The following is a 13,139-nucleotide window of genomic DNA, read 5'->3' as shown; positions in this document are numbered from 1 at the left end:
GGCGGTCGGTCAGTACGCCTCGGTCGCGCGCTGCCTGCGCACCGAGTACGTCACGAAGCCGACGCCCAGGCCCAGGAAGACGGCGCCGCCCATGACGTACGGGGTGGTGTCGATGGTGCCCGTGTCGGCGAGCCGCAGTTCGCGGTCGGTCCGCGCGTCGGTCACCGCGGAGGCGGTGCGCGCGTCGGTGTGGACGGTCTCGGACTCCCCGGGGGTCGCCGTGGCATTGGGGACGAACCACAGGGCCCCGAGGAGGGTTCCTGCGGCTGTGGCGGTGAGCAGTGATCGGCGTGCGGCGGACACGGAAGCGATCCCCCTTGTGGCGCTGGCGAATTGGCCGTGTCCGCCGATGTTAGTGAAAGGTGCGGGTCACAGGAAAGTCACGGGTGGGGTGGGCCGTACGCTCCGGGTCATGAACACTGATGAGACGTCACGTTTTGTTCGCCTGAAGGTGGAATTGGTCCTGGAGATCGGTGACGCGGAGGCCCTGACGGGTGCCGCGCTGCAGCGGATCTCCGACGACGAGGCGATGCCGCCCGAGGAGCGCTCGCACGCCGAGAGCGCGGTCCAGGAGGACGAAGCGGAGGCCATCGCCTACCTCGTCGACCCGTTCGACCTGGTCGGGGAGGTGCCCGGCACGGAGCTCGTCCAGGCCTCCTGGTCGAGCGAGCAGGTGGACTACGACCCCGATTCGCCGGATTGGGACCTGGACGAGGATGATGAGGGGCAGGACGACACGGATCGCGTGTAGCGGCCCCCCGGATCCACGGCCCCGGGCGGCGAACCGCTGCCCGGGGCCGCGTCGTCCCGGAGGGGGAGAAGCGCGCGAGTGGGGCGTGGGGCACGGGGGTTCAGCGGGGGTGTCGTCACCGTCGGTGCGCCGCCGGTCACGTCTTCACGGACGTGTCCTGGCCCACATCCGAGCGTTTTCGGGAACGGGACGAACCGGTCACCGCGTTGTGTACGGGTATGGGGAACACCTGTGTTCTCCGTGACCGCACTCGGGACGGCTGAGACTGGCCGGGACGTCGGGAAGTCGGGTAATTCGGCGACTATGGAGAAGCGTGTGATGACGGACGGTAAGCGGCGCAAGGGTCTGATGGCCGCGTCCGCTGTGCTCGGCGGCGTGCTGGTGCTCTCCGCGTGCAGCGGGAGCGATGCCGATTCGGGCGGCTCGGCGAGCGGCACGAAGGAATCCCAGGCCGCTCAGGCCGACGAGGCGGCGGCGAAGAAGACGTCCCAGGCCGAGATCAAGATCGCGCCCAAGGACGGCTCCGACAACGCGAGCATCAACAACGCCGCGAAGGTCACCGTGAGCAAGGGCACGCTCACCGACGTCACCATGACGACCGCCGACGGCACCGCGGTCGCCGGTCAGATATCGGCCGACAAGAAGAGCTGGAAGCCCACCAACCAGCTCGAGCGGTCGACCACGTACAAGATCGCCGCCGAGGCCAAGGACTCGGGCAACCGGGTCGCGCACGAGAACGCGTCGTTCACGACCGTCTCCCCGGCCAACAGCTTCATCGGCAACTTCACGCCGGAGGACGGTTCGACCGTCGGCGTCGGCATGCCGGTCTCGATCAACTTCGACAAGGCGATCACGAACAAGGCCGATGTGCAGTCCCACATCACGGTCTCCTCCAGCAGCGGCCAGGAGGTCGTCGGCCACTGGTTCAACGCCAACCGCCTGGACTTCCGCCCCGAGGACTACTGGAAGGGCGGCTCCACCGTCACCCTGAAGCTGGACCTCGACGGCGTCGAGGGCGCGAACGGCGTGACCGGCGTCCAGCAGAAGACCGTCACCTTCAAGGTCGGGCGCAACCAGGTCTCGACGGTCGACGCCAAGACCAAGCAGATGACCGTCACCCGTGACGGCAAGGTCGTCAAGACCATCCCGATCTCCGCCGGTTCGCCCGAGAACAAGACGTACGAGGGCCAGATGGTGATCTCCGAGAAGTTCAAGGAGACCCGGATGAACGGCGCGACGGTCGGCTTCACGGACGACGACGGCAAGGGCGAGTACGACATCAAGGACGTGCCGCACGCCATGCGTCTGTCGAACTCCGGCACCTTCATCCACGGCAACTACTGGGGCGCCAAGTCCATCTTCGGCTCGGTCAACACCAGCCACGGCTGTGTCGGTCTCGCCGACGCCAAGGGCGCGGGCGACTCCAGCACCCCGGGTGCCTGGTTCTACGACAATTCGATGGTCGGTGACGTCGTCATCGTGAAGAACACCGGCGACAAGACCGTCCAGCCGGACAACGGCCTCAACGGGTGGAACCTGAGCTGGGCCGAGTGGAAGGCCGGCTCCGCCGCCTGATCCCGCCCGCTCCCCGCACCACCGCAGAGCCCCGGCACGCACCGCGTGCCGGGGCTCCGCGCATGCCGGGGCCCTGTGCTCGCGGGGGCTCCGGGGCCGGCCGGAAACCTGTGCGTAAGCCCTGAATCAGGGCTCTCATCGCACTCTCATGCCGGCCTCAGCCCACGCTTACGGCCCGTCCTTAGCGTTTCGCCGTTCCTGTCCGTGCCCCCGTCCCGTGGGCCGTCATCCGGCGAGGCTTCGATGTTCTTCACGTATCTCCGGCGCGAGTTGCGCCGCCGCAGAAAGGCGGCCCTCGTCGTCGCCTCCGGGCTCGCGCTGGGCATCGCCCTCGTCATCGTCGTCAACTCCGTGTCCTCGGGCATGAACCGGGCCCAGGACAAGGTCCTCCAGTCGCTGTACGGGCTCGGCACCGACATGACCGTCACCAAGGCCGCCGCCGCGCCCTCCGACGGGGGCAGTGCCCGCCCGCGGTTCCGCTTCGACGCCAAGGACAGCGGTGACGACGGGAAGCAGAGCAGCGACCGCGTCATGGTGCAGGGCTTCCAGACCCTCGCCGCGTCGACCGTCACGAAGGTCGCCGGGCAGCCCGGCGTCGCCGACACCGTGGGCGGGCTCAGCCTCCAAGTGATGAAGGTGGACGGGCAGTTCACGCGTGGGCAGTTCAAGCAGGACCAGGGCGGCGGCTTCCAGGGCGGCCCCGGTGGCGCCGGCGGTGGCGAGTCGCAGGGCCGCGTCGAGGGCGGCGGCGCCGACTTCGACGTCAACGCGTACTCCGTGTACGGCACCGACGTCACCAACAGCGCGCTCGGCCCGCTGACCTCCTCGAAGATCACCGCGGGACGGACCTTCAGGACCTCCGAGACGAACGCGAAGGTCGCCGTCGCCGACGCCTCCTATGCCAAGGAGAAGAAGCTCGCCGTGCACGACACGGTCACCGTCAAGGGCACGAAGTACAAGGTCATCGGCATCGCGACCCCGGACAGCGCGGACGCGGCCGCCAACCTCTACCTGCCGCTGAAGCAGGCGCAGACGCTCGCCGACGCCAAGAACAAGGTCACGACGGTCTACGTCAAGGCCACCGACTCGCAACGGATCGACGCGGTCAAGTCGGCCATCCAGAAGAACGTCCCGGGCACCACCGTCACCACCTCCGCCGACCTCGCCTCCACCGTCTCCGGCTCCCTGTCCACGGCCTCGGACCTCGCCTCGAACGTCGGCCGCTGGCTGTCGATCGCCGTGCTCGTCGCCGCGTTCCTCGTCGCCGGTCTGCTCACCTCCTCGGCCGTGTCCCGGCGCGTGCGCGAGTTCGGCACGCTCAAGGCGCTCGGCTGGAAGTCCGGCCGCGTCACCCGCCAGGTCGTCGGCGAGGCCGTCGTCAACGGGCTCATCGGCGGCGCCCTCGGTATCGCGGTCGGCCTCGCCGGCGCCTACGCCGTCACCGCGATCAGCCCCACCCTCACGGCCGAACTCGGCGCGGGCGGCGGCGGATCCGCGGGCGGTCCGGGCGGCTTCGGCGGGGGCGGCGGCATGATGCGCGCGTCCGGTGCCGGAAAGAGCCTCGACATCGCGCTCAGCGCCCCCGTCTCCGCGACCACGATCGCCCTCGCGGTCGGCCTCGCCGTCGCGGGCGGTCTCGTCGCCGGAGCGTTCGGCGGCTGGCGGGCCTCCCGGCTGCGCCCGGCGGACGCGCTGCGCCGCGTCGAGTGAGCACCGCCCTCCCCGAGCACCGCCCTCCCTCATTCCACAGCTCCAACCCTCGTACGTATCACGGGAGTTCCCGCATGTATCAGCTCAGAGGCGTCACCAAGCAGTACCGGCGCGGCAAGGACACCGTGGAGGCGCTGGCCGGCGTCGACCTGACCATCGGCGACGGCGACCGGCTCGTCATCCAGGGCCCCACCGGCGGCGGCAAGTCGACCCTGCTCCAGATGCTCGGCGGCCTCGACCGGCCCACCGCGGGCAGCGTCGAACTCGACGGCACCGACCTGGCGAAGCTGCCCGAGGCCCGGCTCACCAAGGTCCGCGCCGAGTCCATCGGCTTCGTCTTCCAGTCCTTCAACCTCATCCCGACGCTCACCGCGCAGGAGAACGTCGAGACGGCCCTCGTCCCGCTCGGCCTGCGGGCCGCCGACCGCCGCGAGCGGGCCGCCGAGGCGCTGCGCTCGGTGGGCCTCGGCGAGCGCCTCGGCCACCTGCCGTCGGAGATGTCCGGCGGCCAGCAGCAGCGCGTCGCCATCGCCCGCGCCCTCGTGAAGAACCCCAAGGTCCTCCTCGCCGACGAGCCCACCGGCAACCTCGACGAGTCCATGCGCGACGAGGTCATGGACGTGCTGGAGGACCGCTGGAAGGAGCACGGGCTCACGTTCGTCATGGTCACCCACGACACGGCCCTCGCGAAGAAGGCCCCGCGTCTGGTGACGATCCGCAAGGGGAGGATCACGGTCACCGAGAACGCGACCCCGTGACGGAACCCCGTGAAAGGTTGTACGCGGAGCAGCAAGTGTGCCGTTTGTCACGCGTCTCATCGGTCCCGGATGTTTCCCCAATGCCCCAATTAAGCGAAGGTCACATCAATACACTCGCCTCCCATGTGTGACTGGAACATGGAGAACGGGTGGCGAACCCGGCCACCGGACGGCAACCTCGACGCCCTCGCCTGATGGCGGCACGGCACAAACAAGTGAGGGACCCGAGGGCGCACTGGCTGCTCATCGGCCTCACCCTGCCGGTCCTCTTCGGCGCCCTGCTCTTCCAGGGCTGGACGCAGAACGAGGTCGACGGCGCCGCGGCCAAGGAACCCTGCACCGCGCCCGTGCCCCGGGCCGCCGCCGACGCGGGCCCCGTCCTGAGCGTCGACGGCGGCCGGGTGCGCTCCGCCTCGATGCCGCCGGGCACCGTCGCCCTCACCTACGACGGCGGACCCGACCCGACCTGGACCCCGCGCCTGCTCGACCTGCTGCGGCGCCACCACGCGCACGCCACGTTCTTCCTCGACGGCGCCAAGGCCGCGCAGTACCCCGCGCTGGTCCGGCGGATCCGCGCCGAGGGTCACGAGGTCGGCTCCCACACCTACACCGGGGCCGACCTCGGCACCGCGTCCGCCGCCCGCACCGCGCTCGAGCTCCGGCTCACCCAGGGCGCGTTCGCGGGCGCCGACGGATTCCGCAGCACCCTGCTGCGGATGCCGCTGACCACCACCGTCGCCACCCTGTGCGGCGGAGAGTGGCCCGCCGCGCGCGCCGCGTCCGCCGACGGCTACCTCCTGGTCGCCGCCGACAAGCCCGGCCGCGAGCCCGCCGACGGCCTGGTCCGCCAGTTCAGCCAGACCTCCCTCGCCCTCCGCGAGACCGAGCGGCTTCTCGCCGACCCGCACGCGCGCCGCTTCACCACCGTCACCGAGGGCGTCGACACCACGGCGCCCGCGACGGAACCGGTCAGCGCACCCGAACGCTGGCTCGGCACGGCCCTGATCCACTTCCAGTCGCTCGGCCGCAGCTTCGTCTCCGCGCTCACCTGGGTGCTCACCGCCGCCGCGGCCCTCGGGGTGCTGCGCCTCCTCTTCCTCGTCCTGTTCGCCCGCGCGCACGTGCGCCGCCTGGAGCGGTACCGGCCCGGGGCGCCCTGGCTGCGCGAGATCCGCGACCCGGTCACCGTGATCGTGCCCGCGTACAACGAGGAGGCGGGCATCGCCGCCACCCTGCGCTCGCTGCTCGCCTCCACCCACCAGCGGCTGCAGATCGTCGTCGTCGACGACGGCTCCGGCGACCGCACCGTGGAGATCGCGCGGGAGTACGCCCGCCGCGACTCCCGCGTCCAGGTGGTGTGCCAGCCGAACGCGGGCAAGGCCGCCGCCCTCAACCACGGCCTCACGTACGCCCGTTGCCCCTACGTCGTCATGGTCGACGCCGACACCGTCTTCGAGCCGGACGCGATCCAGCGCCTCGTGCAGCCGCTCGCGCACCCGGCGGTCGGCGCGGTCAGCGGCAACACCAAGGTCGGCAACCGCAAGCGTCTGCTGGGCCGCTGGCAGCACCTGGAGTACGTCTTCGGGTTCAACCTGGACCGGCGGATGTTCGAGGTCCTGGAGTGCATGACGACGGTGCCCGGCGCGATCGGCGCCTTCCGTCTCGACGCGCTCATGGGCGTCGGCGGCCTCAGCGAGGACACCCTCGCCGAGGACACCGACCTCACCATGGCGCTGTGGCGGGCGGGCTGGCGCGTCGTCTACGAGGAGACGGCCGTCGCCTGGACCGAGGTCCCCACGTCGCTGCGGCAGTTGTGGCGCCAGCGCTACCGCTGGTGCTACGGCACCCTCCAGGCGATGTGGAAGCACCGCCGCGCCGTGATCGAGGTCGGACCCGCGGGTCGCTTCGGCCGCCGCGGCCTGTCGTACCTGCTGCTCTTCCAGGTCCTGCTGCCGCTGCTCGCCCCGGTCATCGACGTCTTCATGCTCTACAGCGCGCTGTTCACCGGCACCCCGGTGACGTCCGTGGCGGCCTGGCTGGGCTTCCTCGCCCTGCAGACCGCCGTGGCCGCGTACGCCCTCAAGCTCGACGGGGAGCGCCGGCGCACGCTGTGGGCGCTGCCCTTCCAGCTGTTCGTCTACCGGCAGTTGATGTACCTGGTGGTCATCCAGTCGGTGGTCGCGTTCGTGGGCGGCAGCCGCCTCAAGTGGCAGCGCATGCACCGTTCCGGAACGGCCGCCGCGGCGGCCCAGCATCTCGGCGGGGCGGCGGACGAGCCGCGCCTGCCGGCCGCGAGGTGACCCCCGTGCATCCCGTCTCCCTGCACTCCACGGGCCTGGCCCCGGCGCAGTCGCCGCCCGGGCCCGCCGCTCCCGGGCCGCCGCGCGGCAGCCGGCGGCGCAGCGAGCGCGTCCCCAGGCCCCGCCGCTCCCGCGCCCGCCGCGTCCTGCGGGCCCTGAGCCTCCTCGTCCTGCTCGCCGTGCTCGGCGGCGCCGGCACCTACGTCTGGGCGGACTCCCGGCTCGCCGGCGACGTCGACCTGGCCGCGCTGCCCGACCGGCCCGCGCCCGGCAAGGGCACCAACTACCTGATCGTGGGCTCCGACAGCCGCGAGGGCCTCAGCGAACAGCAGGCCAGGAAGCTGCACACGGGCTCCTCGGCCGGTGCGGAGGGCCGTCGCACCGACTCGATGATGGTGCTGCACACCGGGGCCCACGGCGCCAGCCTGACGAGCCTGCCCCGCGACTCCTGGGTCACGATCCCCGCGTACGTGGACCCGGCCACGGGCGTCCACCACAAGCCGGAGAAGAACAAGCTCAACGCGGCGTTCTCGCTCGGCGGGCCCGAACTGCTGGTCCGCACGGTCGAGTCGAACACCGGGCTGCGCATCGGCCACTACACGGAGATCGGCTTCGCCGGGTTCGTGGGCATCGTCGACGCGGTCGGCGGCGTCCGCATGTGCGTCGACCGGCACATCGTGGACGACAAGTCCGGGCTGGACCTGACCGAGGGCTGCCACACCCTGGACGGCCGCGAGGCCCTCGGCTTCGTCCGCCAGCGGCACCAGGAGAAGGCGGGCGACCTCGGCCGCTCCCGCAACCAGCAGAAGTTCCTGTCGGCCCTCGCCGAGAAGGCCGCCTCGCGCGACGTCCTGCTCGACCCGTCCGCGCTGTTCGGCACGGCGGGCGCGGGCCTGGACACCCTGATCGTCGACAAGTCCACCGGCATCCCCCAGCTGACCCGCCTCTTCGAAGCCCTGCGCAAGGTCTCCTCGGGCAGCGGCACACAGCAGGGCGTGCCCGTCGCCACGGTCGGCTACCCCACGTCCAAGGGCAGCGCCGTCCTCTGGGACCGCCAGAAGTCCGCCCACCTCTTCGCCCGGCTGCGGGCGGACCGGCCGGTGACGGTGGGGGACCGGTAGATCGCCGCTCCTACGCGGGCGACATGACCTCGTAGAGGTTGCGCGCGGCGTCGGTGAAGAACAGGCCGCGCGGGCACAGCGGGTGGTCGGTGCGGCCGTTGGCCGGGTCGCGCGGGGAGTTGCCGTACGGGACGCCGAGGTCCCGGACGCGGGCCAGGATCGCGTCGAAGGTGGCGGGGTCCACGTCGAAGGCGAGGTGGTGGCCCTCGGGGTGCTCGACGGTCATGAAGTCGAGGGTGAGCGAGTCGTTGACCCGCACGGGCGCGAAGTGGCCGTCGTGGCCGGCCGGGGGCAGGGCCTCCAGGCCCATCACCGTGGCGAAGAAGCGGGCCGCCTCGGTGCGGTCGACGGCCGGGACGATGGTGTGGTTGAGGCTCACGGTCATGCGGGACTCCCGGTGGGGTCAGTGTTCCGTGCGGGTGGGTGATCCGTGCGCGGTGGGCGTGCGCGGTCCGTGCTCGACGGAGGCGAGTGCTCCGTGCAGCAGGACGTCGACGAGTTCGGCGGCCGCCGGACCGTCGCCGTCGCCGGGCGTTGCGGGGCGGGTGAAGAGCGTGCCGAGGAAGAGCGCGGCCAGCTTCTCCGGAGGCAGCCGCAGCCGCTCGCGGTCCGGCTCGATCAGCTCGGTCAGGGCCTCGCGGACGATCCGCAGGGAGGCCTGGCGGCCGTCCTCGGTGGGACGCTCGCCGTCGGTCCTGCCGCGCCGCCGGCCCGAGGCGTGGAGCGCGCCGACGACCGCGCCCATCCGCTCCAGATGGGCGCGCAGCGCCTCGGCGGCCTCGGTGAGCCGGCCGGTGAGGGGCTGCTCCAGGTCGATCGAGGCCAGCTCCCGGCGCACGTGCTCGGGCCCGGCGGCCTCGGCGACGACCGCGTCGAGGACCTCGTCCTTGTCCTTGAACACGCGGAAGACCGTGGCCTCGCCGATCCCCGCGGCGCGCGCGATCCGCGCGGTGGTGACGGCGGCGCCCTGCTCGGCGACGAGCGGCAGCGCGGCCGCGACGATCATGCGGCGGCGCTCGTCCGGGCTCATGCCGGGAGCGCGCTTCCTGGTGGGTGCGGGCATGCCGCGAAGGTACGGAGTGAGTACTCACTCCGTCAAGGGGGGACTGCTGCTGGAGGAGCTCCCTCAGGCCCGCCGCGTCTCCGGGGACGGGGACGCCGGGTCCGTGCCCCAGCTGGTCAGGAGGCGGAGGGCCTCCGCCGACGGGGAGCCCGGTTCGGCGTAGTAGACCGAGAGGAACTGACCCTCGTCGTCGGGGAGGTGCAGGGTCTCGTAGGAGAGCGAGAGGTCGCCGACCAGAGGGTGGTGCATGCGCTTCACGCCGTGGCCCTTCTCCTTCACGTCGTGCGTCGCCCACAGGCGGCGGAACTCCTCGCTCTTGACGGAGAGTTCACCGACCAGCGCCGACAGCTCCGGGTCCTCCGGGTGGCGGCCCGCGTACAGGCGCAGATAGCTGACCATGTCGGAGGCCTTGGAATCCCAGTCCACGAACAGCTCGCGGTAGTCGGGTGCCAGGAAGGTGAGCCGCGCCCAGTTCCGCTCCGCCGGCGGCAGAGCGCCCCAGTCGCCGAACAGGGCCGCCGCCGTCCGGTTCCAGGCGAGGATCTCCGAGCGGGCGCCGCCGACGTACGCCGGTACGCCCTCCATCGCGTCCAGCATGTGCCGCAGCGCCGGACGGATCTGCTGCCGCCGCGGCGGCCGGTACCGGCGGCGCTGCTGCTTCGCCTGCGCGAGGTCCATCAGGTGCGCGTGCTCGGCGTCCGACAGGCGCAGGGCGCGCGCGATCGCGTCCAGCACCTCCGCCGACACGTTGCGCCCGTTCCCCTGCTCCAGACGCGTGTAGTACGCCACCGAGACCCCGGCCAGCTGCGCCAGCTCCTCGCGGCGCAGCCCCGGCACCCGGCGGTGCCGTCCGTGCGCGGCGAGCCCCACGTCCTCGGGCTGCAGGCGGGCCCGCCGGCTGCGCAGGAACTCGCTCAGCTCGGCCCTGCGGTCCAGACCGTCGCGGCGGGCTCCGGGCTCGGGCGTGGGCTCGTGGGCGGGCCCGGGGGTGTCGTCCATATCGTCCAGTATTCCCGGTCCTACGACCACGAGCCTGTCCCCGCCAGTAGTAGGACCACTGGTCGTACGCAAAGCGGTGACCTGGGCGAACGTCCCGCGAACCGGCACGCTGGACACCATGACCACGACTGTTGCCGCATACGCGGCGCCCAGCGCCAAGGCTCCCCTGGAGCGCACCACCATCGAGCGGCGCGCGGTCGGCGAGTTCGACGTCCTGATCGACATCAAGTTCGCCGGCATCTGCCACTCCGACATCCACCAGGCCCGCGAGGGCTGGGGCGAGGCCATCTTCCCGATGGTTCCCGGACACGAGATCGCCGGTGTCGTCGAGCAGGTCGGCCCCGGCGTCACGAAGTTCAAGGTCGGCGACCGCGTCGGCGTCGGCTGCATGGTCGACTCCTGCCGTGAGTGCGAGAACTGCCTGGCCGGGCAGGAGCAGCACTGCGTGCGCGGGAACGTCGGCACGTACAACGCCGTCGGCAGGGACGGCGAGCCCACCTACGGCGGCTACTCGCAGAAGGTCGTCGTCGACCAGGCCTTCACCGTCAAGATCCCCGACGGGCTCTCCCTCGACGTGGCCGCGCCGCTGCTCTGCGCCGGCATCACCACGTACGCCCCGCTCAAGCGCTGGGGCGCCGCCCCCGGCAAGAAGGTCGCCGTGATCGGCCTCGGCGGCCTCGGCCACATGGCCGTCAAGATCGCCCACGCGCTCGGCGCGGAGGTCACCGTCCTGTCGCAGTCGCTGCGCAAGAAGGACGACGGGCTGAAGCTCGGCGCCGACCACTACTACGCCACGAGCGACGCGCAGACCTTCAAGGACCTCGCCGGCACCTTCGACGTCGTCCTGTCCACCGTCTCGGCCCCGCTGGACTTCGGCGCGTACCTGAGCCTGCTGCGCACGGGCGGCGCGCTCGTGAACGTCGGCGCCCCCGAGGAGCCGATCGCGCTCAACCTCTTCTCCCTCATCGGCGGCGACAAGATCCTCGCCGGTTCGATGATCGGCGGCATCGCCGAGACCCAGGAGATGCTCGACTTCTGCGCCGAGCACGGCCTGGGCGCCGAGATCGAGCTCATCGAGGCGAGCCAGGTCAACGAGGCGTACGAGCGGGTCCTGAACTCGGACGTGCGCTACCGCTTCGTGATCGACGCGGCCACGATCTGACGGCCGTACGACCTCTGAGGTAATCGACGCCCTCCCCGGGCCCCGGCAGGATCGTTCCCGTACCCACCGAGAAGCGATCCGCCGGACCCGAGGAGGGCTCACCCATGACCGCCTACGCCATCGCCGTACTGCGCCCCACGCCCCCGGTGCACCCCGAGGTCCTGGAGTACATCGAGCGCGTCCAGTCCACTTTCGAGCCCTACGGCGGCCGCTTCCTCTCCCACGGCAGGACCGGGGAGTGGAAGGAGGGGGAGCGGCTCGGGGACGTCGTCATCGTCGAGTTCCCGGACCTGGAGCGCGCCCAGGCCTGGTACGCGTCCCCCGCCTACCAGGAGATCCTCCCGCTGCGCACCGCCCACATCCCCGGCGAGCTCGTCATCGTCGAGGGCGTCCCGGCCGGCTACGACGCGGTGCGCACCGCGGGGGAGATGCGGGCGGCGGCCGCCGCGTGAGCGCGGCTCAGCCGGTGGCGGCGCGCCGCACCTGGGCCGCGCAGTAGTCGCGGACCTTGACGTACTCGCGGGCCGGGTCCGCGTGGTACGACCAGGGCGGCGTGCCCGCGTAGCCGTCGGCGGCGCGGAACTGCTCCAGCGCCTCCGCGTACCGGTTCTGCCAGTACAGGAAGCTGCCGACGAGGTGCCGGACCGGCGGCACGCGGCGGTCGTGCGGGTCCGCCGCGTGGGCGGCCGCGATGTCGGCGAGCGCGGCGTCGGTCGCCGCGACGATCTCGGGGCGGCTGTAGTACGTCCCCGGGGCGAGGTCCCCGTGTGCGATCTCGTACTCGAAGTACGCGTCCAGCACGACCGCCGACAGCAGCTGCCCGGGTTCGCCCTTGGCGGCCGCGGCCCGGCCGAACTCCTCGGCGAGCTCGTGCGAGCCCTGCCACTTGGCGCACCAGTACTGAAGCGCCGCGCGGTGCGCCGCGAGGTGGTGCGGGTCCCGCTTCTCGACCTCGGCCCACAGCGCCTCGAACCGCTCGTTCGCGTAGCCGAGGCCCATGGCCAGCGGAAGCTCCGCGATGTACGGGCACGGGTCGTCGCCCGCGTCCGCCTGCGCGGCCGCGAACGCCTCCCGGGCCTGGCCGAGCACCCGGTGGAAGCCCTCGAACTGCTCCCGCGTCGTGTTCCGCGCCAGTTTGCTGCCCCGGATCTCCCAGGCCAGATAGACCAGCGACCGCGCGTGCACGAGCGCGGCGTCCGCGTCACCCGGCCTGGCCGTCCGCCACGCCAGCAGCCACCCGTCGTCTTTCACGGCCTCGTCGGCCAGCATCGACGACCGCCGGTCCCGCTCCTGCCAGTCGCGTCCCGCGGCGGCGAGGTACCGGGCGCCCTCCTCCCAACTCCCGTCCTTGATCGCCGCCTTGACGGCCTCGGCGGTCGGGTCCGGGGCCATGGCCGACTCGGCGTCGATCTCCGCGACCGGGATCAGGCCCAGGGCGGTGGCCGCGGCCGTGATCTCGGCGTCGGGGATGCGGCCGACGCCGCGGTCGTGGTTGCGCTGGATCGTGATCCAGCGGATGACGAAGACGACGGCGGCGATGGCGCCGACGATCAGGAAGAGACGGTCCACGTTCCAGGGCTTTCTCGAGATGGGGGGTGGGGTGGTGCGCTTTGTTCGTCGGGCGCGGGTTTCGTCGTGGCTGGTCGCGCAGTTCCCCGCGCCCCTGAAATGCATGGCGCTACGCGCCGCATTTCCCCGAC

General features: G+C 71.8%; 13 protein-coding genes. 8 read left to right on the top strand and 5 right to left on the bottom strand.

Annotated elements, in window-relative coordinates; all coding sequences use genetic code 11:
- Positions 1 to 9: 9 nt before the first annotated feature.
- Positions 10 to 303, bottom strand: a complete 294-nt coding sequence (locus IAG42_RS13040) for a hypothetical protein (protein ID WP_223205967.1) — start codon at positions 301 to 303, stop codon at positions 10 to 12.
- A gap of 109 nt (positions 304 to 412) precedes the next feature.
- Between IAG42_RS13040 and IAG42_RS13035 the strand changes: the two genes are divergently transcribed.
- The 6 genes from IAG42_RS13035 to IAG42_RS13010 all read left to right on the top strand — a co-directional run bounded on the left by IAG42_RS13035 (position 413) and on the right by IAG42_RS13010 (position 8,215).
- Positions 413 to 751 (top strand): hypothetical protein, encoded by a 339-nt coding sequence (locus tag IAG42_RS13035; protein WP_188337188.1) that lies wholly within the window; start codon positions 413 to 415, stop codon positions 749 to 751.
- 303 nt (positions 752 to 1,054) lie between these two features.
- Positions 1,055 to 2,326, top strand: a complete 1,272-nt coding sequence (locus IAG42_RS13030) for a L,D-transpeptidase (protein WP_188337187.1) — start codon at positions 1,055 to 1,057, stop codon at positions 2,324 to 2,326.
- A 243-nt stretch (positions 2,327 to 2,569) separates the two neighbouring features.
- Positions 2,570 to 4,036: an ABC transporter permease gene (locus tag IAG42_RS13025; RefSeq protein ID WP_188337186.1), complete on the top strand. Its 1,467-nt coding sequence runs from the start codon at positions 2,570 to 2,572 to the stop codon at positions 4,034 to 4,036.
- Positions 4,037 to 4,110: 74 nt separating this feature from the next.
- The gene (locus IAG42_RS13020; protein WP_188337185.1) at positions 4,111 to 4,794 is read left to right on the top strand and encodes an ABC transporter ATP-binding protein; all 684 of its coding nucleotides are present in this window, start codon (positions 4,111 to 4,113) and stop codon (positions 4,792 to 4,794) included.
- Positions 4,795 to 4,988: 194 nt separating this feature from the next.
- On the top strand, positions 4,989 to 7,094 hold the full coding sequence (locus IAG42_RS13015; RefSeq protein WP_188337184.1) for a bifunctional polysaccharide deacetylase/glycosyltransferase family 2 protein: 2,106 nt from the start codon (positions 4,989 to 4,991) through the stop codon (positions 7,092 to 7,094).
- Between the two features lie 5 nt (positions 7,095 to 7,099).
- A complete protein-coding gene (locus IAG42_RS13010; RefSeq protein WP_223205966.1) occupies positions 7,100 to 8,215 on the top strand; it encodes an LCP family protein in 1,116 nt (371 codons plus the stop codon).
- A 10-nt stretch (positions 8,216 to 8,225) separates the two neighbouring features.
- Here the strand turns inward: IAG42_RS13010 and IAG42_RS13005 are convergent, their stop codons facing one another.
- The 3 genes from IAG42_RS13005 to IAG42_RS12995 all read right to left on the bottom strand — a co-directional run bounded on the left by IAG42_RS13005 (position 8,226) and on the right by IAG42_RS12995 (position 10,277).
- On the bottom strand, positions 8,226 to 8,600 hold the full coding sequence (locus IAG42_RS13005) for a VOC family protein (protein WP_188337182.1): 375 nt from the start codon (positions 8,598 to 8,600) through the stop codon (positions 8,226 to 8,228).
- Between the two features lie 18 nt (positions 8,601 to 8,618).
- Entirely contained in the window at positions 8,619 to 9,278 is a 660-nt protein-coding gene (locus IAG42_RS13000) for a TetR/AcrR family transcriptional regulator (protein ID WP_223205965.1), read from the bottom strand.
- 63 nt (positions 9,279 to 9,341) lie between these two features.
- The gene (locus IAG42_RS12995; protein WP_188337181.1) at positions 9,342 to 10,277 is read right to left on the bottom strand and encodes a helix-turn-helix domain-containing protein; all 936 of its coding nucleotides are present in this window, start codon (positions 10,275 to 10,277) and stop codon (positions 9,342 to 9,344) included.
- A gap of 118 nt (positions 10,278 to 10,395) precedes the next feature.
- On the opposite strand from IAG42_RS12995, the gene IAG42_RS12990 reads away from it, so the two are divergent.
- Positions 10,396 to 11,439 carry an NAD(P)-dependent alcohol dehydrogenase gene (locus IAG42_RS12990; RefSeq protein ID WP_188337180.1) on the top strand — a complete coding sequence of 348 codons (1,044 nt, stop codon included), beginning with the start codon at positions 10,396 to 10,398 and terminating at the stop codon, positions 11,437 to 11,439.
- Between the two features lie 104 nt (positions 11,440 to 11,543).
- Entirely contained in the window at positions 11,544 to 11,891 is a 348-nt protein-coding gene (locus IAG42_RS12985) for a DUF1330 domain-containing protein (RefSeq protein WP_188337179.1), read from the top strand.
- Positions 11,892 to 11,898: 7 nt separating this feature from the next.
- Here the strand turns inward: IAG42_RS12985 and IAG42_RS12980 are convergent, their stop codons facing one another.
- Positions 11,899 to 13,008, bottom strand: a complete 1,110-nt coding sequence (locus IAG42_RS12980; protein WP_188337178.1) for a hypothetical protein — start codon at positions 13,006 to 13,008, stop codon at positions 11,899 to 11,901.
- Positions 13,009 to 13,139: the final 131 nt, after the last annotated feature.

Origin of the sequence: Streptomyces xanthii (assembly GCF_014621695.1) — a bacterium.
GTDB classification, from domain to species: Bacteria; Actinomycetota; Actinomycetes; order Streptomycetales; family Streptomycetaceae; genus Streptomyces; species Streptomyces xanthii.
Note: the sequence above shows the minus strand (reverse complement) of the source record. Positions and strands in the feature narration are given on the sequence as shown.